Here is a 19,463-nt window from a genome sequence, read left to right as displayed (position 1 = left end):
GCGCCGCTGAGAGGCGGCGCTTCGTGTTTGACTGCGCGTTCAGGCGATTAGCCGGCGTTGCAGAAGTGGCTGCGGCCATCGTTGCCGATAAATGTGCCGCTGCGCGGGTCAAACGACCGGTAGCGATAGGAGCAGTAGCGTTCCCACTGCGGAGTCCAGGGCTCGATGTCGGCGGCAACCGGACGATAGTAGCGGGGCGGGGGAGCGCGATAGACCGGAACGGCTTCGTATTCCGGGTCGTAGGGCGGGTCGATGTAGCGCGGCTCATCATAACGCGGCGCGCTGGCAATGGCTGAACCCACAATCAGACCCGTTGCAAGGCCGACGGCGCCACCGACAAGCGCGTCATCGCCATGGTGGTGACGGTGCCAGTCACCAGCCGACGCGACCCCGATCGATGATACTGTGAGGGCAGCAGCGGTTGCCGTCATAAGGAGCGTCTTCGCAAGCCTGTTCATTTGTATTTCCCTGTTTTAACCGATACCGGTTCTGCACCTTGATGATGGCAAGGTAAGGGCCGCGATCTGAATGCAGGCTGAATGACAAAACCCGGCATCGCTGCCGGGCTTCAACTCGAATTGACAGCGTTGGCTAGAGGCTCAGCCTGCGATCTGCAGGTTGACAGCCTTGGGGCCCTTGCCGCGGCGGTCCGGCTCCGTGTCGAAGCTAACCTTCTGATTCTCCGTCAGTCCGGCCAAGCCAGAAGCCTGAACGGCAGAAATGTGTACAAAGATGTCCGCGCCGCCCTTGTCCGGCTTGATAAAGCCAAAACCTTTGTCGGTGTTGAAGAATTTTACTGTGCCAGTCTCGGCCATGCGTCAGGTCCTTTTATCTCTGCCCGCCATCCACACGGGCAGCATCACTGATATTGCCTCCTCACGGAGACGTTAGCAGGCAATTATTGAAATGTGAGAAAAAGGTCCCCTCTAGCACAACCAAACTCACCACGGGACTGACGCCCGCTTTCTCGGAACTGGTTGACCGGAATTTTAGCGTCTCCGGCGCGCACATTCTCAAGGACTTCCCATGCTCGCAAAATGCCCGAACACGGTGAGAGTGCTGCGATTATTAAATTTTGGCAAGCAAAAGTTTTTTAACGCGTCTGTGCTGAAAGGCACCTATAGGAGGCATTTTTGCACGCTCAGAGCAAAATTTTGGTCGTTAGCCGCCGCCGAGCAACGCTTTATATCGTTGGCAATATAGTTTGGGAGCAGATTTTGCCAAAAATGCAACGCTAACGCGACTACGCAAAGGCTAAAGTTTTTTTCTTTTCCGGGCGTTCAACCCAAGTTTGGGCTCGGTTTCAACCTCTCCGAAGCTCGACGGCGCGTAATTTCGGGCACCACCTCAACCAGAAGCATGGCGGTGAACATTAGCGCGCAGCCGGCGTAGCCGAGCGGCGGCATGGTTTCGCCCAGCAGCAGAGCGCCGAGCGAGGCGCCGAAGAGTGCTTCAGATGACAGGAAGATCGCTGCCTGCGACGACGTCGTGTAGCGCTGGCCGATGACCTGCAGCGAGAAGGCGACACCGGACGAGAATATCCCGACGTAGAGGATCTCGGGGGCTGCCGCCCAGACCGCTGCCCAACTGATCGGTTCCGCGACGATGGCAACGACGAGCGCGCAGGCCCCGGTCACCGCAAACTGGGCGGTCGAAAGGGTAAGCGGGCGCCCGGTTTCGGACACTGTGATGCCGGCCAGGGTGATCTGCCCGGCCCAGAAGACCGCGCAGACGACCGTGAGCAGATCACCGGTCGTCAGTGCCGAGAGTTGGCCACCGGACAACATGTAGATGCCGGAAACGGCCATGATCGCGCCGGGCCAGATGATCCAGTGCGGGGAGCGGCGCAGGAAGACGACAGCGATCAGGGGGACGATCACGACGTAGAGGCCGGTGATGAAGCTCGAATTCGTCACGGTCGTCGTCTGCAGGCCGATCTGCTGGGTGGCGGCGCCACCGAATAGCGCAAGACCCGTCAGCAGATAGAGCTTGAGATGGCGCGGCGCGGTCTTTACCCGCGCCTTGCGGGCTTCGAAAAGCATGAACGGCAGGACCGCGACTGCGGCAATCACGAAGCGCAGGCCAATGAACCAGAACGGACCGATTGCCCTCATTGCCGTCGACTGCGCGACAAAGCCGCCGCCCCAGATGGCAGCTGCAAGCAATAGAAGGAGGTTCGCCTGAATGCGCGTCATGTCGTCCTCGGTGCGGGAGAGTATGGGCGAGCGTTAGCAGTTGCCTTTGGTTTGGGCAAGGGTGAAGAATGTCGCCACTGGGTAAGCGCCTGAGAGCAAACGGATGGCAACGAAAACGGTTTCATCGGCGGACGAAAAGGCTGCGCCGCGACAACAGCGCCATGATGCGCCAGCGGGGTTTTGCGGCAACTCGCTCACGCGAAAGCTCGGCCTGAGGGAAGGGCAGGCGGCGCTGCTGATCGGTGTACCCGAGATCGCCGAAATACAATCCTTTGAGCATTTCTCCTCCGTTACGAAAGCTTTGCCATCAATGATTGAGCGTCGCTTCGACTACGTGCATGTTTTCGAAGCCCGCCGGGTAGTCCTGGAAGGTATTGCCCAGGCTGTATCGGGCGCTCTCAAGCCCGACGGGATGCTTTGGATTTCCTGGCCCAAGAAGGCGGCGCGGGTGCCGACGACAGTCACCGAAGACGTTCTGCGATCGATTTTCGTGCCTTTGGGGCTGGTTGACGTCAAAGTCTGCGCTGTCGATGAGACATGGTCCGCCCTGAAGTTTATGTTTCGAAAGGAACTGCGCGCCGGCCTCTAGGCTTAGTGTCAACCATTGTTTACCGGCGCCCGCGACACTCTTAGCAAGGCACCATCGTCTTCATCCGTGAGGAGCAGCAGGGCGCCGTCGGGTGCGACGATCACATCACGCATGCGGCCATAGGAGCCGTCGAAAATCCGCTCCTCGGCGACGAAAGCTCCGCCTTCATCGCGCTGCATTCGCGACAGCAGCTGGAACTTCAGCGCAGCAACGAGAAAGTTGCCGTCCCATTCGGGAAACATCTTGCCGCGATAAATGGCCAATGCTCCCGGCGCGATCGACGGGTCCCAATAATAAAGCGGTTGCTCAAGCCCTTCCTTGGCTGTGCCTTCGCCGATCTCGGCGCCCGAATAGTCGCGTCCGTAGGTTATGATCGGCCAGCCGTAGTTTTTGCCAGGCTCGATGTAGTTGATTTCGTCACCGCCGCGGGCGCCGTGCTCCACCGTGTAGAGCTTGCCGTCGGCGGCATCGAAGGCGATGCCCTGCGGATTGCGATGGCCCTTCGACCAGACCTCCGGAAGCGCCTTGCCGCCGTCCTTGAAGGGATTGTCGGTGGGAATGCTGCCATCGGCGTTGATGTGGATGATGGAGCCGGCATCGTCCTTCCAATCCTGGGCACGATCCCTGTCACCACGGTCACCGACACTGATGAACAGCGAGCCGTCCTTGCCGAACGCTATTCGGGAGCCGTACTGAATGTTGCCGCCGGTGAAGCGCTTCATCGTGAAGATGGATTTGACGTCGTTCAGCCTTGTTCCGTCATTTGACAGCGTGGCGCTGAGTACCTCGGTGCCGGAGCCGCCCCTGGCCCTGGTCGCGGCCGTGAGGAATATCTGGCGGCTTGTTGCAAAATCAGGCGCGAGCGCAACGTCCATCAGACCACCTTGCCCCCGGGCGCTGACTTCGGGGACGCCGGCGATGGGGGCAGAGAGCTTGCCGTCGCGTATGATGCGCAGCCGTCCCGGTCGTTCGGTAACGAGATAGGAACCATCAGGGAGCACCTCCACGGCCCAGGGGTGCTCGAGGCCTGTTGCAATGGTGTCGACTTGAACCTCGACCGTCTTCGTCTTGACGATGTCGGCAGAAAAGCTTGGGGAGGCGGCCAATACCGCGGTTGCGAGAAAGAAGCCGAATGGAAGCCGTGCAAGTGTCGTCATGGTCTGTCCCAATGCCTATCGTCTGGTCAACGTGGAGCGTCGTCCACCGGCTTCAACCTCATTCGCGTGGGATAACGGCTTTGTGTTTGCCGATGGCGAGGCGACGATCGGTCGCGGGTAGACGAGTGGGGACCTCTGCTTCGGTGGCGAGATCCGCCCACGGTCAAGGCCTGGTGTCTTCGCCACGAAGTTCGGCGGCAAAGGAGTGCTGCGAGAGAATTTGCGACAGTTCGGCCTTGGCCTTGATATAGAGCCCGCCGGCGATCAGCACCGTTCCGTAAAGCGCAAGAGCGGCGATGCTAACGACAATTGCCTTCTCGATGACGGAGAGACGGGGCAGGCGCATACGGTTTTCCTGCGCTGTATTCGCGTCGTAAGCGGTTGCCGCCGCCGTCGCCATGGCGAGCTCGATATAGGTCGGAAGCGGGCCGAATTCATCCGCCTCGTGGTTTCGAACTCTGGGTCCCGAATTCACGGGCGTCATTGGCTGGCTCCGGCAAAGACGCCGTGTAGTCGCCGGCGCCAGATGGCCAGCCCGCATGTCGCGACCAGTGCGGCTAGAAGCATAAGGCTGCCGCGGGTGATCCGTTCGTCAGCGCCTGTCGCCCTTTGCGGCAGCTTTACCGACACGGAATTCTGTGCGCCCAGCCCCACTGCCTTTACCGTTGGCGCGGCTGCCATGTGCGATGTGGCTGACTGTGCGGACACCTGCTGGCTTTCTTCGGCGTAGACCGTCGTTACCAGCCCGAAGGTCATAAGGATCGACGCGGCGAAAGCCACAACTGCAACCAGTAGTGAGATGGATACGCGACGGGCGCGAAGGCGCCTGATGACAAACTCGTCTTCCAGAAACATGGGTATGCCCTCAATAACCAATGCCGGATGCAACAAAATGGGGCTTCGATCTCGGCGTGCTCGCGACCGAATTGCGGCAGGCCGCGGCATTTGTTGCGACCAATTCGTGGCAAGGGGCAAAAGTGCCGAGGATTTTGATTTCCGGGCGTAAATCGCGCTCTCTTCAGAAACTGATTCAAGCACTTCGCAAAATGATTCAGCCATCCAAACGCGCGAGCTCGCGAATCAGGACGCTGGGTCAGGCGATTGATCACGAAGAATCATTGGCACCATCACGCCTTTGCGCTTGAAATGCCTGCCTACATTGGACATAGAGCTTAGCGCAGAATTCCGGTCCCGGCTTTTCTGCCCAAATCAACCGTATAGGACCGATATCATGGCCTTTCTTGCCGATGCTCTTTCCCGTGTGAAGCCTTCAGCCACCATCGCCGTTTCCCAGAAAGCGCGCGAGCTGAAAGCAAAAGGACGCGATGTGATCGGCCTCGGCGCCGGCGAGCCGGATTTCGATACGCCTGATAATATCAAGAAGGCTGCCATCGACGCGATCAACCGCGGCGAGACGAAGTACACGCCGGTCTCCGGTATCCCTGAACTCCGCAAGGCGATCGCCGCGAAGTTCAAGCGCGAGAACGGCCTGGAATATTCGTGGGAGCAGACGATCGTCGGCACCGGCGGCAAGCAGATCCTTTTCAACGCCTTCATGGCGACGCTGAACCCGGGTGATGAAGTCGTCATCCCGGCGCCGTACTGGGTATCCTATCCGGAAATGGTCTCGCTGTGCGGCGGTACGCCCGTCATCGTTTCGGCGACGCAGGAAAACAACTTCAAGCTCCAGGCCGCCGACCTCGACAAGGCGATCACGCCGAAGACGAAGTGGTTCATCTTCAACTCGCCGTCCAACCCGTCGGGTGCTGCCTATACGCATGACGAACTGAAGGCCCTGACGGACGTGCTGCTGAAGCATCCGCATGTCTGGGTGCTGACAGACGACATGTACGAGCACCTGACCTATGGCGACTTCAAGTTCGTCACGCCTGTCGAAGTCGAGCCGAAGCTCTACGACCGCACGCTGACCATGAACGGTGTTTCGAAGGCCTACGCGATGACCGGCTGGCGTATCGGCTATGCAGCAGGCCCGATCCAGCTGATCAAGGCCATGGATATGATTCAGGGCCAACAGACCTCAGGTGCGACCTCGATCGCCCAGTGGGCTGCCGTGGAAGCGCTGAACGGTACGCAGGATTTCATTCCCGCGAACAAGAAGATCTTCGAAGGCCGCCGCGACCTCGTCGTGTCGATGCTGAACCAGGCAAAGGGCATCACGTGCCCGTCGCCGGAAGGCGCCTTCTACGTCTATCCGTCCTGCGCCGGCCTGATCGGCAAGACCGCGCCGTCGGGCAAGGTGATCGAGACCGACGAAGACTTCGTTTCTGAACTGTTGGAGAGCGAAGGCGTTGCCGTCGTTCATGGCTCGGCATTCGGCCTCGGCCCGAACTTCCGCATCTCCTACGCGACGTCGGAAGCGTTGCTCGAGGAAGCCTGCAAGCGCATCCAGCGCTTCTGCGGCGCTTGCAAATAGTCAGAACTATCGTCGAAACAAAAGCCCGCCGGAGACGGCGGGTTTTTTGTTTGCAGAATTGGAGTTGGCGGTGTCAGAGATCCAGCGCCGACAGCATCAGGAACGTTGCAAAAAGGATGAAGTGCGTCATGCCTTCGATGGCGTTGGTCTCACCGTCGTTGAGGTTGATGGCCGCCGCAATCAGCGTAATCGCCACCATCACGGTCTGCACCGGCGTCATCGCCATGATGAACGGTTGGCCGGTGTAAAGGGCAATAGCCTCCATGACCGGAACCGTGAGGATGACGGTCGATAGCGACGCGCCCATGGCGATGTTCACGGTCGCTTGCATGCGGTTTCGCAGCGCCGCGCGAAGGGCCGTCAAGATCTCGGGCGACGCCGAGATCGCTGCGACAACGATGGCGGTCAGGACAACGGGAGCGCCAGAATCCCGCAGGCCTTCCGTCATGAAGGTCGACATGAATTCCGCGAGCAGGCCGATGATGACGACCCCAACCAGGATGGTTGTGATCGACGCGGTCGTGGAGTCTTCGATCGAGTGCTCATCCGGATCGCCTTTCCGCTCGCTGCGAGGATAGGCGTAGCTGAAGAAGTAACTGTGCTGACCGACCTGCATGCGCAGGAAGAGTGCGTAGAGGGCGATCATCGCCAGGATGGTGAAGGCGGAGTAGTAGTGCCACTTTTCCGCCGGCACGAATTCCGGAACGATCATCGAGATACCCATGGCGGTCAGGATCATCACGCCGTAGGTCTTGCCCGAATTGTCGTTGTACGGCTGCTCGCCGTGCTTCAAGCCGCCGAGCAGCGCGGCGAGGCCGAGTATGCCGTTGATGTCGAGCATCAGGGCTGAATAGATCGTGTCGCGCACGAGCGTCGGAGAGCTTTCGCCGGTCATCATGATCGCGAGGATGATCACTTCCACTGCAACTGCCGACAGCGTCAGGATCATCGTGCCGTAGGGGTCGCCGACCTTGATCGCGAGAATCTCCGCATGGTGGGCGACACGGATTGAGGCAAGGACGATGGTGGCGACGAGCCCGGCAGCGGCGATCAGCGATATCTCACGCCCCATTTCAAGAAATGCATGTTCCGACACATAGGCGATAGCCGCGACGCCTATCGCCAACACCAGGAACGTTTCGTCTTTCAGCCGCGACGCGATTTTCACGGAAAGCTCCGAGTTTGATTCATCCGACAAGTCTAAAACGATGATTTTGCATGGCAAGCTAGTGAGCGGAGGGAGTAAGTTTGCAGTCTTGAGAATTTAATGGAATACTAACGCATCGGTCAGCCGGAAGCATATCGCGGCGCCCTCTCGTTTCCTCCAACGCGGCCCGCGCACTGGATGCCATCCGGTCAGTATTCGAGCGCGAAACAAGAAGAAGAGGAGTGAGAGGCATGGTCAAGGTGGTCTACGAGGTCGTTCCTCACGACGGAGGCTGGGCCTACCGGTTGGGCGGTGTCTACTCCGAAGCATTCCCGACACACTCCGAAGCGCTTGAGGCAGCCCGTATCGTTGCAGCTGAACAGCAGGTTGGCGGTGATTCCGCCGAGATCAGCTGGCAGGATGACAAAGGTAAATGGCATGAGGAGTATGCCGAAGGCGGAGACCGGCCGGAGACTGAGGTTGTCGACGGCACCTGGAAAAGCCATTCCAGCGAAGCCTCGCCGCGCGCATGAGCACAGGGGTCATCATCCATGTGATGATCAACCCCGGCGTTTATGCACAGTTCCCTTGGTGTAATTCAACAGGCCGTCTACCAGCGCGTCGAACGTGACGCGGTAGCGGCGTGCCGTTTTGATCCCTTCGTGCATGACGACCCACGTGTCGAGGGGTATCCGGAAAAGTTCGGGCAGAACCGGCAACAGATCTGGGTCCTGCGCGGCGATGCCCATCTGGCAGATTCCAATCCCCAGACCCGCACGAATGGCCGAGATTTGCGCGAGCGGGTTGTCGCTCTTGAACGCAAAGACGAGATTGTCTGGCAATGGAAAGCGCGCCATCATGGTCCTGATATAGGCTGTCTGCCGGTCGAAGCCGACGAGGCGATGTCGTGCGAGGTCGGCCATCCCCAGTGGTGCGCCGTGTTGCGCCAGGTAGCGCCGGTGGGCGTGAAAGCCGAGCGGTATCTCTCCGATGCGGCGGCCGACAAGATGATCCTGGGTCGGCTCTGCCATCCGGACGGCAATATCCGCCTCCCGATTGAGAAGGTCCTCGATCGCGTCGGACGCCGAAAGCTCGATGTTGAGATCGGGATGGGCAGCCATCAGCGGTGCAAGGATGGGAGGCAGTACCTCGACGCCGATGACCTCGCTGGCGCTTATCCGGACGGTGCCGGCAACCTGATCTCGATGTCCCGAGGCAGTTCGCAGCAGGGCGGCGGATGTCGCTGCGAGCGTTTGGGCATAGGGTTTCAGTTCAAGGGCTGCATCGGTTGGCAAGAGACCGTTCGGCGAGCGGACGAAGAGTTGCGAGCCGATTGAATTCTCGAGCGCATCGATGTGCCGTCCGACGGTCGGCTGCGTCAGGCCGAGGTCACGTGCCGCCGCAGAAAGCGACCCGTGTTCCAGCACAGCCAATAGCGTCCGGTAGAAATGCCAGTCCGGTTCTCTCCTCATGCATTTATGTATATCTGCGACACGAGATTCGTCAATTTCGTTTATCTGAAAATGCCCGCATGATTGGCTCAGTTCAAATTGACGGAGATCATCATGACTGGGCAGAACGGACAGGTTGCTCTGGTACTGGGTGCAACAGGCGGGATCGGAGGGGAGGTCGCTCGGAAGCTCGCCGCGTGCGGTTGGCATGTGAGGGCGCTGAACCGCGATGCAGCGAAGGCTCGCGCGAAAGCGCCCGACTTCGAGTGGGTCCAAGGCGACGCGATGAACGCCGAGGATCTCGTGACCGGGGCGCGCGGCGTCAGCCTTATCATTCATGCTGTCAATCCGCCGGGCTACCGCGATTGGGAAAAGCTCGTTCTCCCGATGCTCGACAACACCATCGCCGCTGCACATTCGGTTGGTGCGCGCATCGTTCTGCCGGGCACGGTCTATAATTTTGGACCGGATGCCTTTCCGGTTCTTCGGGAGGATAGTCCACAGCAGCCCGTGACGATGAAGGGAGCGATCCGCGCCGAAATGGAACGGCGACTGGAGATTGCCTCGCGCAGTGGTGCGCGCGTCATCATCGTTCGGGCCGGCGACTACTTCGGGCCGGGGGCTGCCAACAGCTGGTTTTCGCAAGGCATGGTCACGCCGGGAAAGTCGGTCGAGGCCGTCAAGAACCCGGCCCGGCCGGGTGTCGGACACCAGTGGGCGTACCTGCCCGATGTTGCTGAGACGATGATCCGTCTGGTCGAGCGTGGTGATCGCCTTCCGCCCTTCGCCGTGTATCACATGGATGGCTTCTGGGATGCCGATGGCAGCCAGATGGCCGCTGCAATCAAGCGGGTTGTCGGCAGTAGGATAAAGACGCGGGCCTTCCCGTGGTGGATCGTGCCTCTGGCCGCCCCGTTCGTCACCTTCATGCGCGAGTTGAAGGAAATGCGGTACCTTTGGCGCGAGCCGCTGCGGATGTCGAACGAACGATTGGTTGCCGAACTCGGCAGCGAGCCTCATACCCCGATCGACGACGCTGTTCGTAGCTCCCTGGTCGCACTCGGGTGTCTGGCGGCTGAGCCGAACGAACTCGAGGCTCGCGCGTCCGCGCAGGCGGTGTATTAGTGTTGTTTTTGCCTGCCTCGGCGAGGCTCCTACGGCGTGCCTATCCCTGCTGTAGTTCGGCAAGCGCAATGCGCGCGACTGCGAGGGGGCTTTGGGCCAGTTCCGTCGATCCGCCGCCCAGAAACCAGGCCGCCGACAAGCCGGAATAGGCGACTATCCATTGCAGCAGCCGTTTCGGCTCTAGGCCAGTTTCGGTCGCGACGATCCGGAGTTGCCTCTGCAGACGGCCCGGGGAAGTGACTGTCGGAAGATCTGGGTTGGCGAAGATGTTGGCGTAGTCGAAGCCACGCTCGCCGATGAGGCCTTTGGGGTCGATTGCCAGCCAGCCGTCCTCGCCGAAATCGAGGATGTTGCTGTGGTGAATGTCGCCGTGCAGGACCACGGGATCGCTGATATTTCCAAGCAGTATTCCAGCGATGTGGTTGCACTCGGCCAGAATGCCGTCATGGGCACGTGCTGCCGGCTCCAGGTCACGAAACCAGCGGGCCAGTGGAATGAGGTCCGGCAAAGGCTGTTCGCGTGGGGCGTGAAGTTCTGCGACGGTGCGGCACATGATGCGGGTCGCCGTATCGTCCGCGCCGTCCATTGCCATTCCCAACAGCGAGCGATGGCCCATTGCACGCTCGAGCAGAACTGCCTCGTTGTCGTGGGCGTAGACTTTCGCTGCCCCGATGCCGCCCCACCATTGCATCAAAGCGCCGCCAGCCCGCTCGGCCTCGTCCTTGGAGATTTTCAACATGGCGGGTTTGCCGTCCCGGAGAACGGGCAGGAGGTGGCTGGAATGAGTGATGATCGGTTCGCCGTCGACGGTCAGTCGCCAGCGCTTGATGTACGACTCGAACATGCCGCCATGTTAGCTAGGCGCTAGAAGAAGAAAATCCCGCCGAATGGCGGGATTCCGTTGGCACTTGATGGTTCAGGCGGCCTTTTCGATCACGGGATAGTCGATGTAACCCTTTGGTCCGCCGCCGTAGAAGGTGGCCTGCACGGGCGTATTCAGTGGCAGGTTCTTTTCCAGACGTCCCACGAGATCCGGATTGGCGATGAATGGCTTTCCGAAAGCGACGAGATCGGCGCGGCCGCTCTCGACGGCATCAATCGCCAGGTCCCGGTCGTAGCCGTTGTTGACCATCCACTTCGCCTTGCCGCCAGCCTTTTCATAGGCCTGGCGCAGAGCCTTATAGTCGAAGGCGGCGTTGGTGCCCTGCTTGAAGTCGCGGTCGCCGCCGGTCTGGCCTTCGATGACGTGAATATAGGCAAGATCATATTTCGCCAGGCCTTCGATGACATGGGTGAAGAGCGCTTGCGGGTTGGAGTCGTAGCTCTCGCCCGAAGGCGTGACAGGCGAAATGCGAATGGCTGTACGGCCTGCGCCGATTTCCTTGGTCACGGCGTCTACCACTTCGAAAGTGAAGCGGGCGCGGTTTTCGATCGAGCCACCATACTGATCGGTGCGGTCGTTGACGCCGTCGCGCAGGAACTGGTCGAGCAGGTAGCCATTTGCACCGTGAATTTCCACACCGTCAAAGCCAGCGTCGATCGCGGCGCGCGCGGCTTTGCGGTAATCCTCGATGATGCCCGGGATTTCCGAGGTTTGAAGGGCGCGCGGCTCGGAGGTATCGGTAAAGGCGCCAGTGCCATCGTCATTGACGAGGTACGTCTTGGCCTTGGCGATGCGGTTCGTCGAAGAGACGGGCTTTCCGCCGTTCGGCTGCAGCGTCGTATGCGAGATACGGCCGACATGCCACATCTGCACGACGATCTTGCCTCCTGCTGCGTGGACGGCATCAGTCACTCGCTTCCAGCCGTCGAGCGCTTCCTTCTTGTAAAGCCCGGGAACGTCCGCGTAACCCTGACCCTGATGTGTGATGGCCGTTGCCTCGGTGATGATGAGGCCGGCCGTCGCACGCTGGCGGTAGTATTCGACGTTCAGGTCGTTCGGAACGGCACCCGGCGAGCGGTTGCGCGTCAGCGGCGCCATCACGATATGGTTCTTGATGGCAATGTCGCCAACCTTTGTCGGTTCGAAAAGCTTGCTCATGAGAGTCCTTTCTTGGTGCGGGAGGATCACTCGGCCGAGGCCGAAGATGGGGGAGGAGGTTACGATGCGAGCCCAATTAGGGCCGCAGCCGCATACGCTACAGATCCTTCGAAAGTTGCTTGAGGAAAGCCGCGATGGTCTCCTCATTGCGCTTGTAGAAGATCCACTGGCCAACGCGTCTCGTCGTCACAAGCCCTGCTCTGTTCAGGGTCGCGAGATGCGCTGATACGGTCGACTGAGACAGGCCGCAGCGCTCAAACTGGCTGGCGCAGACGCCCATCTCAAACGGATGTTCCTGTGTGGAGAAATGCTCCTCAGGTTTCTTCAGCCAGTTCAGAATTTCCATCCGGGTCGGATGGGCGATCGCCTTCAGGATCTCGTCTTTTTCCATCGTCGTTCTTCGAATTATAAATCGTCCGTAGACGATATATGGATCGGCAACAGTCGATATGCAAGACACGACGGCGTGATTTGCTGCTCTTTCGGATCTGGCTAAATTCTGGGCAAAAAAAGAGGGCCGCCGAAAAATCGGGGCCCTTTAAAGGTGTGAAGGTCAATAAACCTCCAGAGGGGAACAGCTAACGCGGTGGCACTGGGAGAGAAGCCACGAAATGCATCAGCTGAGTGGGATATGCTGCTTCAAGAGGCAGATTGCAATGCATGTTTGCGCATGCCTGCTATGCGCTGCACAATTTTCTGCTGCAATGCAAAAAAATCGGGCAAAAAAAGAGGGCCGCCGAAAGATCGGGGCCCTTATAGGTGTGAAGGTCAAAACCTCCAGAGGGGAACAGCTAATGCGGTGGAACTGGGAGGAAAAGCCACCGTGTGCATCAGCTATGTGCGATATGGTGCTTTAATGAGCAAACGGCAACCCCAGTTTATGCATGCCAGACATGCGCATATTGCACAGCTTGTATTTCTAGGGTGAGCAACTAGAAGTTCCAGTTGCGTGCCTTGCTGACGATGAAGTCGCGGAAAGCCTTCAGCTTGGCGGCATTTTTCATTTCGTCAGGATAGCAGAAGTACGTATCAAACGACGGAACGTCAGCGTTAATCGGCAGCTGGATGAGGCCAGGATCTCGTCCGACGATGTAGTCGGGCATACAGGCAACGCCCATGCCGAGCAGGCACGCGCGCTTGATCGAGGTCTGGCTGTTGATCTGCAGATGCGGGATGCGCTTGTTGTCGGACGAGCGTCCGGCGACCTCAAGCCAGTTGACATCGAGCAGGTAGCTCGGCGCGGGCTCGCCAAAGGTAATGATGCGATGGTTGTCGAGGTCCTCGACCGTCTGCGGCTCGCCATGGCGGTTGATGTAGGAGGGGGCCGCATAGACGTGCATGTGAACGGTGAACAGCTTGCGCTGGATCAAGTCGGATTGCACCGGCTGGCGCAGGCGGATGGCGCAATCCGCGTAGCGCATGTTCACATCCACTTCCTCGTTGTCGAGGATCAACTGGATCTGGACATCCGGGTAGAGCTGCATGAACTCCTGGATCTTGTCGGTCAGCCAACCCTGGCCAAGGCCGACCGTCGTCGTTACGCGCAGCTTTCCGGTCGGCGTTTCCGTCGTCTCGGTTAGCTGCATCTTCACGGTTTCGAGCTTCAGGAGCACGTCGTGGGCGGTGCGATAAAGCAGTTCGCCCTGTTCCGTCAGAATCAGACCGCGCGCATGGCGGTGAAAGAGCTTTGTGCCGACATCCTGCTCGAGTGCGCTGACCTGACGGCTGATCGCGGACTGGGACAGATGCAGTTTATCCGCCGCATGCGTGAACGAACCCGCTTCGGCAGCTGCGTGAAAGATACGCAGCTTGTCCCAATCCAATGGCATTCCCCCACCCCTCATAGCCGGTCCTACTCTGCGGCCACGGCGACGGGCATATGGCCCGTCAGATATCGTTCGGCTTCGAGAGCTGCCATGCATCCCAAGCCGGCGGCGGTGATCGCCTGGCGGAACGTGTCGTCGGTCACGTCACCGGCGGCATAAACGCCTTCGAGGCTGGTCGCCGTCGAATCCGGTGCGGTCCAGAGATAGCCATTATCCTTCAGCTTCAGCTTGCCCTTGAAGAGCTCGGTTGCCGGGGCGTGGCCAATAGCAACAAAGACGCCGTCGACCGCAACCTCGGTGATCGCACCCGTGCGCGTGTCGCGCAGGCGAGCGCCCGTAACGGACGGCGGCATGGGCGGCTTGGCCGGCGTGCCGGTGATTTCAGCTACCTCGGTGTTCCAGAGGACCTTGATGTTCTCCTTCGAGAACAGCCGTTCCTGGAGGATTTTCTCCGAACGGAAGCTGTCGCGGCGGTGAACGACCGTCACCGACTTCGCGATGTTGGAGAGGTATAGCGCTTCCTCCACGGCACTGTTGCCGCCGCCGACGACGATGACGTCCTTGTTTCGGTAGAAGAAACCGTCGCAGGTCGCGCAGGCCGAGACGCCGAAGCCCTGGAAATGCTGCTCGCTCTCGATGCCCAGCCACTTTGCCTTGGCGCCGGTCGCGATGATCAGGGTATCGGCGGTCCAGACTTGGCCGCTGTCGGTGCGGGCCACGAACGGGCGCTGGTTCATCTCGACTTCGGTGACGATGTCGTTGACGATTTCGGCGCCGACATGCTTTGCCTGCTGCAGCATCTGATCCATCAGCCAAGGTCCCTGGATGGGATCGGCAAAGCCCGGATAATTCTCCACATCCGTGGTGATCATCAGCTGTCCGCCTTGCTCCATGCCGGCGATCAGCACTGGCTTCAGCATTGCACGGGCTGCATAGACGGCAGCCGTGTAGCCGGCAGGGCCGGAGCCGATAATGAGCACCTTGGTGTGGCGGGCGGACATGGGTATTTCCTTTCGACTGTCGGGAGAGCGGCGGCTAAGAGGCGAATGAGGCCGTTTCGCGATCCATTCGCCATTTATGAACGTCCAGTGCTTTTATTCAAGGGTAGCCCTGCGTTACCAACAAGGCTTTCTCGGCGCGCTGTGCAACAATCCATCGCCGTGTTGAAACTTTCTTGCGAATTCCGTCGCTTTATATAGAAGCTGGCGATCAGGAATTAAAGGAAGGGCAGGATTGTGCTTCGCGCCGAACTCGATGCCATCGATATAAAGATACTGCGTGAGCTGCAGGCAGACGGACGTATGACCAATGTCGAGCTCGCCGACCGCGTCGGGATTTCGGCGCCCCCGTGCCTGCGTCGCGTGCGGAAGCTCGAAGAGACTGGCGTCATCGAAGGCTATCACGCGATGTTGAACAGCCCGAAGCTCGGCTTCGACCTTGTCGCCTTCTGCATGGTCGGCCTCAAGCATCAGTCGGAAGCCAACCTCAAGGCTTTTGCCGCCGCCACCGCGCAGTGGCCTCTCGTACGGCAGGCCTGGATGGTTTCCGGGGATAGCGATTTCCTTCTGCACTGTGTTGCAGAGAACCTGACGCGCTTCCAGGATTTCGTTATCGAGGTACTGACGGCGAATGAGCATGTGGATACCGTGCGGACGATGCTGACGATCCGACAGGTCAAGCGGGTGGGCCTGGTCGAAGTCTGAGCGGCCAAGAGAAGCAGCAATGCTCTATGAATGAAACGGCTTATGCCGTAGTGAAGGCGCTTTGCTAGCTGTGCCGCGGACAAAGACACGAAGATCATTCCAATGACCAAATTGCCCATTTCCGCGTTCATTATTTGCTTGAACGAAGAAGCGTATCTCGGCAATTGCATCGAGAGCCTGGATAAGTGCGCGGAGATTGTGGTCGTTGACTCCGGTTCGACGGACGGGACGATTGCTCTGCTGGAGTCCTATATCGAGAATGGCTGGCCGATCCGGGTGTTTCACGAGAATTGGCGCGGTTACGCAGGGCAGAAGCAATTCGCACTCGATCAGTGTACGCAGCCTTGGCGCTTGAATATCGATTCCGATGAACGGCTCGATGCACCCCTGCGGAAGCTTTTGCCGGAGCTCATTGCCGCTTCCGAGGCTATTGTCGGGTGGCGGCTGGCGCGTCGCCCCTATCTGGTCGGTTACGGCTACACCCCTGTGCACGTGCACGAGCGCAGGAACCTGCGGCTGATCCGCAAGGGCAGGGGCGCATATGATCTCACGCAAGCTGTTCATGAAGGCATAGTGCCGACGGGGCGTGTCGAGGACGCAAAGTCCGGCAGCCTTCTTCATTACCGGCCACTGATCATCGATGATCAGATCCTCAAGGAAAACAAGTATTCGACCCTGAAGGCCGATCAGCACTTCGCCTTAGGCGAGGGGACGACCTTCCTCAGACTGATTTTCAGCCCGGTGCTCTATTTCTGGCGCCTTTATTTTCATAACGGTCTATGGCGTTGCGGGCCGTCGGGCTTCATAGAAGCTATGACAGGTGCTGTGTACGCCTTTCTGACGCAGGCGAAGCTGTATCAGCGTAAGGCAGCCGAGCGGTATCCGAATTTTGATGATGCGGGAAGGCACTAAGGTCCAAAGGTTCAATCATGAAAGTGATGCATTATCATTTCGGCAAGGATGGCGGTGCTGAGCGTTTCTTTGTTCATCTGGTCAACGCCCTGGCACGCCGGGGCGTCGAGCAAACCGCGGTCATCCGTCCGAACCGGCTATGGCGGAAGGACATCGAGCAGTCGTCGCGCATCATCGAAAGCAAGTTTCGAAATCTCTCACCCGACAGGATCCTATTGCCTTTGCGGGTCAAACACATGGCGCGTATGGAGAAGCCCGATGCGCTGTTTTCTTGGGCGACCCGTGGCAGCCGACTGATGCCGAACTATAAGGGATGTATCAAGCTCTCCCGTCTTGGGGATTACCCGACAAACCTCAGCTACTTTAAAAACTCCGACATTCTCGTTTGCAATACGCCTGGTATCGGCGAGCATGTGCGTAATAAGCTGGGCTGGACACGCGGCGTCGAGGTGATCTCGAACTTCACGAATACTGAACAAGTGGCGCCCGTCGATCGCGCGTCGCTGAACACGCCGGTTGATGCGCCCGTCGTGATGTCGATGGGCCGTTTCGTACCACGCAAGGAATTTGCCTTGCTGACGGCGGCGGTGGCGAAGCTGCCTGATGTCTATTTGTGGCTTGCGGGCGAAGGCGAAGAATTGGAGAACGTCAAGAAGGTCGCAGCCGACCTTGGCGTTACGGACCGCGTACGTTTTCTCGGTTGGCAGAAGGATACGCGGCCGTTCGTCGCCGCTGCCGATATTTTCGTGATGCCGTCAAAGCACGAGCCGCTTGGCAATGTCATTCTAGAGGCCTGGGCGCAGGGCAAGCCTGTTGTCTCCAGCCGCTCCGAGGGACCCTCGTGGTTCATGCGTGACTGTGACAATGGGCTACTGGTTGACATCGGCGATGCCGATGGTTTCTCGCACGCCATCGAACGGCTGATCAACGATCCGGTACTGGCCGCGAAGGTTGCTGCGGGGGGGCGGGAGACGCTGATGAAGCAGTTCTCCGAAGACGCAGTTGCCAACGCCTATCTCGAGCTTTTCAAGCGCAAGCCTTGATGTCGTCGCTTAAAGCGACCGATAAATGGCGCCAAGCTTCCGTGCTTCGCCTTCGATACTGAAGGTATTCATCGCATGAGTTCGGGAGCGGGCCGATGCCTGCTGTCGGCGGCTTTCGTCATCCATGAAGAGACTGGACGCTTGAACCATTGTACCGAGATCGTCGCGCGGGACGATGAGGCCGGTTTCGTTGGCGCCCGTTACCAGCAGTTCAGGAAACGCACCGACGTCGGTAGCGACCACGGGTACCGCCGTTGCCATCGCTTCGAGCGGTGTCAGACCAAAGCCTTCCCAGCGTTGTGGAGCAATGAAGAGGTCGAGCGTCCGATACCAGTCATTGATATTGGTGTGCTCGCCGACGAATAGAATGCGATCGGCCAGGCCCGCGGCTGCAGCGCGCGCCTTCAGCTCCTTCTCGAACTCGACGTGCTGGGATGTTGCGCGTCCGGCAATAACGGCGATCCAGTCCGGTCGGGTCGGCAGCAGGCGGATCATGCTGTCGACAAAAAGATCCGTGCCCTTCTGGTGACGAACGCGACCGAAACAGCCGGCGATCCTCTTCGTGGCGTCAAGACCAAGCAGCTGTTTGGCTGTTGCCTTGTCTTCCGCCGGAGAGAAGCGGGCCGTGTCTATTCCGTGCAGAACAACGGTGTTCGGCACTTCTAGATAGTTTGCCGTCTTGCCGCTCGTCGCGATCACGGCGTCCATTCTAGAGATAAGCCATTTCGTCCAGCCGGTGTGGCGGCGCTGAGAGGCCGACGTGAAGACAATCTTCAGGGGCATGCGCAGGACATCGCGCATGAGAATGGCCGGCAGCATCTCGATGTTGCGGCGGGCGTGCCATATGCGGAAGGGCTGACTGCGCGGCGCGCGCCAAAGCTTCGGCAGGTCGCGAAAGCGAATGTGCGGCAGAGATGCTGGAAGGCCCGGTCCGAGGGTCGCAATCTTCTCGCCGAGTACGCGCTGGACCGGGATCAGCTGAATGATGGTGGAGGTGACGCCGGAGAGCCGTTTTTTGAAGTTCGGCGCAATAATCTCGACGTCACTGACATTGACGATAGCCGGTTGGCCGCGACTTTCCACGGATCAATCAGCCCCAGGAAATGGAAAGGACTTCGTAGGCCTTGGAGCCGCCGGGTGCGTTGACTTCGATCGAGTCGCCGACTTCCTTGCCGATCAGCGCGCGAGCGATCGGCGACGAGATGGAGATCCGGCCGGCCTTAACATCGGCTTCCTGATCGCCGACGATCTGATAGGTCTTTTCTTCTTCAGTGTCTTCGTCGACGAGCTTCACCTTCGCGCCGAACTTGATCTTGTCACCGGACATCTTCGACAGGTCGATGACCTCCGCGCGTGCGGTCAGGTCTTCAAGCTCGCTGATGCGGCCTTCGTTGTGGCTCTGCGCTTCCTTGGCCGCATGGTATTCGGCGTTTTCCGAGAGGTCACCATGGGCACGGGCCTCGGCGATTGCCTCGATGATGCGGGGGCGCTCCTCCTGCTGACGCCAGCGCAGTTCTTCCTGCAGCTTGACGAAACCACCCTGCGTCATCGGTACCTTATCAACCATTTTTCTGTCCTTCACTCCCCGTGTCCGCTTAGCCGCAGACACAAAAGAAAACAGGTCCCGAAGGGGAACTTCGGAACCGTGTAACAATCCTAACTGTTGTGGTTATAGCAGATCGCCACCGCTGATTTCCATAAAATTCGTATCGCTACCCGGAGGCGCTCCGTTACGACCGCAAACCTGAGCAATATTGACTTTGAGGTAGACGGTTCGCTGAGAACGCCTCTGAAGGACTGACTGGCAATTCTCTCGATGGCGCAAAAAATGATGCATATT

The 19,463-nt window shown here is 59.2% G+C and carries 22 protein-coding genes and 1 pseudogene; 8 read left to right on the top strand and 15 right to left on the bottom strand.

Annotated features, from left to right (window positions below):
- Positions 1-47: 47 nt before the first annotated feature.
- From AS026_RS26310 to AS026_RS26300, 3 genes are all read right to left on the bottom strand, one after another.
- Positions 48-458, bottom strand: coding sequence for a BA14K family protein (locus AS026_RS26310; protein ID WP_025661726.1), 411 nt, complete (start codon positions 456-458; stop codon positions 48-50).
- Between the two features lie 141 nt (positions 459-599).
- Positions 600-815, bottom strand: a complete 216-nt coding sequence (locus tag AS026_RS26305) for a cold-shock protein (protein WP_007534130.1) — start codon at positions 813-815, stop codon at positions 600-602.
- Between the two features lie 465 nt (positions 816-1,280).
- Complete coding sequence (locus AS026_RS26300; RefSeq protein WP_062372826.1) at positions 1,281-2,195, bottom strand: DMT family transporter; 915 nt, start codon at positions 2,193-2,195, stop codon at positions 1,281-1,283.
- A 103-nt stretch (positions 2,196-2,298) separates the two neighbouring features.
- Between AS026_RS26300 and AS026_RS26295 the strand changes: the two genes are divergently transcribed.
- Positions 2,299-2,784, top strand: coding sequence for a hypothetical protein (locus tag AS026_RS26295; protein ID WP_062372823.1), 486 nt, complete (start codon positions 2,299-2,301; stop codon positions 2,782-2,784).
- Positions 2,785-2,792: 8 nt separating this feature from the next.
- Here the strand turns inward: AS026_RS26295 and AS026_RS26290 are convergent, their stop codons facing one another.
- The 3 genes and pseudogenes from AS026_RS26290 to AS026_RS26280 all read right to left on the bottom strand — a co-directional run bounded on the left by AS026_RS26290 (position 2,793) and on the right by AS026_RS26280 (position 4,796).
- Positions 2,793-3,941: a PQQ-dependent sugar dehydrogenase gene (locus AS026_RS26290; protein WP_025661728.1), complete on the bottom strand. Its 1,149-nt coding sequence runs from the start codon at positions 3,939-3,941 to the stop codon at positions 2,793-2,795.
- A gap of 166 nt (positions 3,942-4,107) precedes the next feature.
- Positions 4,108-4,425: pseudogene (locus tag AS026_RS26285) on the bottom strand (class GN sortase); the annotation flags it as partial.
- Entirely contained in the window at positions 4,422-4,796 is a 375-nt protein-coding gene (locus tag AS026_RS26280) for a hypothetical protein (protein ID WP_025661729.1), read from the bottom strand. The pseudogene AS026_RS26285 and the gene AS026_RS26280, both read right to left, overlap by 4 nt.
- Positions 4,797-4,816: 20 nt before the next feature.
- On the opposite strand from AS026_RS26280, the gene AS026_RS26275 reads away from it, so the two are divergent.
- Positions 4,817-5,086: a hypothetical protein gene (locus AS026_RS26275; RefSeq protein WP_062372818.1), complete on the top strand. Its 270-nt coding sequence runs from the start codon at positions 4,817-4,819 to the stop codon at positions 5,084-5,086.
- Positions 5,087-5,172: 86 nt separating this feature from the next.
- Positions 5,173-6,375, top strand: a complete 1,203-nt coding sequence (locus AS026_RS26270) for a pyridoxal phosphate-dependent aminotransferase (protein ID WP_025661730.1) — start codon at positions 5,173-5,175, stop codon at positions 6,373-6,375.
- A 73-nt stretch (positions 6,376-6,448) separates the two neighbouring features.
- Here the strand turns inward: AS026_RS26270 and AS026_RS26265 are convergent, their stop codons facing one another.
- A complete protein-coding gene (locus AS026_RS26265; protein WP_025661731.1) occupies positions 6,449-7,543 on the bottom strand; it encodes a calcium:cation antiporter in 1,095 nt (364 codons plus the stop codon).
- A gap of 230 nt (positions 7,544-7,773) precedes the next feature.
- On the opposite strand from AS026_RS26265, the gene AS026_RS26260 reads away from it, so the two are divergent.
- Positions 7,774-8,055 carry a DUF2188 domain-containing protein gene (locus tag AS026_RS26260; RefSeq protein ID WP_007534149.1) on the top strand — a complete coding sequence of 94 codons (282 nt, stop codon included), beginning with the start codon at positions 7,774-7,776 and terminating at the stop codon, positions 8,053-8,055.
- A 27-nt stretch (positions 8,056-8,082) separates the two neighbouring features.
- Here the strand turns inward: AS026_RS26260 and AS026_RS26255 are convergent, their stop codons facing one another.
- Positions 8,083-8,994, bottom strand: coding sequence for a LysR family transcriptional regulator (locus AS026_RS26255; RefSeq protein WP_062372814.1), 912 nt, complete (start codon positions 8,992-8,994; stop codon positions 8,083-8,085).
- A gap of 93 nt (positions 8,995-9,087) precedes the next feature.
- Between AS026_RS26255 and AS026_RS26250 the strand changes: the two genes are divergently transcribed.
- Entirely contained in the window at positions 9,088-10,098 is a 1,011-nt protein-coding gene (locus AS026_RS26250) for an NAD-dependent epimerase/dehydratase family protein (protein WP_062372892.1), read from the top strand.
- A gap of 40 nt (positions 10,099-10,138) precedes the next feature.
- Here the strand turns inward: AS026_RS26250 and AS026_RS26245 are convergent, their stop codons facing one another.
- The 5 genes from AS026_RS26245 to trxB all read right to left on the bottom strand — a co-directional run bounded on the left by AS026_RS26245 (position 10,139) and on the right by trxB (position 14,966).
- Positions 10,139-10,942, bottom strand: a complete 804-nt coding sequence (locus tag AS026_RS26245) for an aminoglycoside phosphotransferase family protein (protein WP_062372811.1) — start codon at positions 10,940-10,942, stop codon at positions 10,139-10,141.
- Between the two features lie 72 nt (positions 10,943-11,014).
- On the bottom strand, positions 11,015-12,139 hold the full coding sequence (locus AS026_RS26240; protein WP_062372807.1) for an alkene reductase: 1,125 nt from the start codon (positions 12,137-12,139) through the stop codon (positions 11,015-11,017).
- Between the two features lie 97 nt (positions 12,140-12,236).
- Positions 12,237-12,530 (bottom strand): ArsR/SmtB family transcription factor, encoded by a 294-nt coding sequence (locus AS026_RS26235; RefSeq protein ID WP_018857200.1) that lies wholly within the window; start codon positions 12,528-12,530, stop codon positions 12,237-12,239.
- 541 nt (positions 12,531-13,071) lie between these two features.
- Positions 13,072-13,968 (bottom strand): LysR family transcriptional regulator VtlR, encoded by an 897-nt coding sequence (locus tag AS026_RS26225; protein WP_018857199.1) that lies wholly within the window; start codon positions 13,966-13,968, stop codon positions 13,072-13,074.
- 23 nt (positions 13,969-13,991) lie between these two features.
- On the bottom strand, positions 13,992-14,966 hold the full coding sequence (gene trxB, locus AS026_RS26220; protein ID WP_025661736.1) for a thioredoxin-disulfide reductase: 975 nt from the start codon (positions 14,964-14,966) through the stop codon (positions 13,992-13,994).
- A 234-nt stretch (positions 14,967-15,200) separates the two neighbouring features.
- Here trxB and AS026_RS26215 point away from each other — a divergent pair, with 234 nt between their 5' ends.
- From AS026_RS26215 to AS026_RS26205, 3 genes are all read left to right on the top strand, one after another.
- Positions 15,201-15,668 carry an Lrp/AsnC family transcriptional regulator gene (locus tag AS026_RS26215; protein WP_007534169.1) on the top strand — a complete coding sequence of 156 codons (468 nt, stop codon included), beginning with the start codon at positions 15,201-15,203 and terminating at the stop codon, positions 15,666-15,668.
- A 102-nt stretch (positions 15,669-15,770) separates the two neighbouring features.
- Entirely contained in the window at positions 15,771-16,580 is an 810-nt protein-coding gene (locus AS026_RS26210) for a glycosyltransferase family 2 protein (protein WP_062372801.1), read from the top strand.
- Between the two features lie 17 nt (positions 16,581-16,597).
- Complete coding sequence (locus AS026_RS26205; RefSeq protein ID WP_025661738.1) at positions 16,598-17,623, top strand: glycosyltransferase; 1,026 nt, start codon at positions 16,598-16,600, stop codon at positions 17,621-17,623.
- Between the two features lie 9 nt (positions 17,624-17,632).
- Here the strand turns inward: AS026_RS26205 and AS026_RS26200 are convergent, their stop codons facing one another.
- On the bottom strand, positions 17,633-18,682 hold the full coding sequence (locus AS026_RS26200; protein WP_025661739.1) for a glycosyltransferase family 4 protein: 1,050 nt from the start codon (positions 18,680-18,682) through the stop codon (positions 17,633-17,635).
- 31 nt (positions 18,683-18,713) lie between these two features.
- Positions 18,714-19,190: a transcription elongation factor GreA gene (greA, locus tag AS026_RS26195; protein ID WP_018857193.1), complete on the bottom strand. Its 477-nt coding sequence runs from the start codon at positions 19,188-19,190 to the stop codon at positions 18,714-18,716.
- Between the last annotated feature and the right edge of the window lie 273 nt (positions 19,191-19,463).

It is taken from the genome of Rhizobium altiplani (assembly GCF_001542405.1).
In the GTDB taxonomy this organism is placed as follows: Bacteria; Pseudomonadota; Alphaproteobacteria; order Rhizobiales; family Rhizobiaceae; genus Rhizobium; species Rhizobium altiplani.
Note: the sequence above shows the minus strand (reverse complement) of the source record. Positions and strands in the feature narration are given on the sequence as shown.

Bases quoted from the DNA above. Each gene is read 5' to 3' on its own strand.
- AS026_RS26310 (WP_025661726.1), bottom strand. From the start codon at position 458: ATGAACAGGCTTGCGAAGACGCTCCTTATGACGGCAACCGCTGCTGCC.
- AS026_RS26305 (WP_007534130.1), bottom strand. From the start codon at position 815: ATGGCCGAGACTGGCACAGTAAAATTCTTCAACACCGACAAAGGTTTT.
- AS026_RS26300 (WP_062372826.1), bottom strand. From the start codon at position 2,195: ATGACGCGCATTCAGGCGAACCTCCTTCTATTGCTTGCAGCTGCCATC.
- AS026_RS26295 (WP_062372823.1), top strand. From the start codon at position 2,299: ATGGCAACGAAAACGGTTTCATCGGCGGACGAAAAGGCTGCGCCGCGA.
- AS026_RS26290 (WP_025661728.1), bottom strand. From the start codon at position 3,941: ATGACGACACTTGCACGGCTTCCATTCGGCTTCTTTCTCGCAACCGCG.
- AS026_RS26280 (WP_025661729.1), bottom strand. From the start codon at position 4,796: ATGTTTCTGGAAGACGAGTTTGTCATCAGGCGCCTTCGCGCCCGTCGC.
- AS026_RS26275 (WP_062372818.1), top strand. From the start codon at position 4,817: ATGCCGGATGCAACAAAATGGGGCTTCGATCTCGGCGTGCTCGCGACC.
- AS026_RS26270 (WP_025661730.1), top strand. From the start codon at position 5,173: ATGGCCTTTCTTGCCGATGCTCTTTCCCGTGTGAAGCCTTCAGCCACC.
- AS026_RS26260 (WP_007534149.1), top strand. From the start codon at position 7,774: ATGGTCAAGGTGGTCTACGAGGTCGTTCCTCACGACGGAGGCTGGGCC.
- AS026_RS26255 (WP_062372814.1), bottom strand. From the start codon at position 8,994: ATGAGGAGAGAACCGGACTGGCATTTCTACCGGACGCTATTGGCTGTG.
- AS026_RS26250 (WP_062372892.1), top strand. From the start codon at position 9,088: ATGACTGGGCAGAACGGACAGGTTGCTCTGGTACTGGGTGCAACAGGC.
- AS026_RS26245 (WP_062372811.1), bottom strand. From the start codon at position 10,942: ATGTTCGAGTCGTACATCAAGCGCTGGCGACTGACCGTCGACGGCGAA.
- AS026_RS26240 (WP_062372807.1), bottom strand. From the start codon at position 12,139: ATGAGCAAGCTTTTCGAACCGACAAAGGTTGGCGACATTGCCATCAAG.
- AS026_RS26235 (WP_018857200.1), bottom strand. From the start codon at position 12,530: ATGGAAAAAGACGAGATCCTGAAGGCGATCGCCCATCCGACCCGGATG.
- AS026_RS26225 (WP_018857199.1), bottom strand. From the start codon at position 13,968: ATGCCATTGGATTGGGACAAGCTGCGTATCTTTCACGCAGCTGCCGAA.
- trxB (WP_025661736.1), bottom strand. From the start codon at position 14,966: ATGTCCGCCCGCCACACCAAGGTGCTCATTATCGGCTCCGGCCCTGCC.
- AS026_RS26210 (WP_062372801.1), top strand. From the start codon at position 15,771: ATGACCAAATTGCCCATTTCCGCGTTCATTATTTGCTTGAACGAAGAA.
- AS026_RS26205 (WP_025661738.1), top strand. From the start codon at position 16,598: ATGAAAGTGATGCATTATCATTTCGGCAAGGATGGCGGTGCTGAGCGT.
- greA (WP_018857193.1), bottom strand. From the start codon at position 19,190: ATGGTTGATAAGGTACCGATGACGCAGGGTGGTTTCGTCAAGCTGCAG.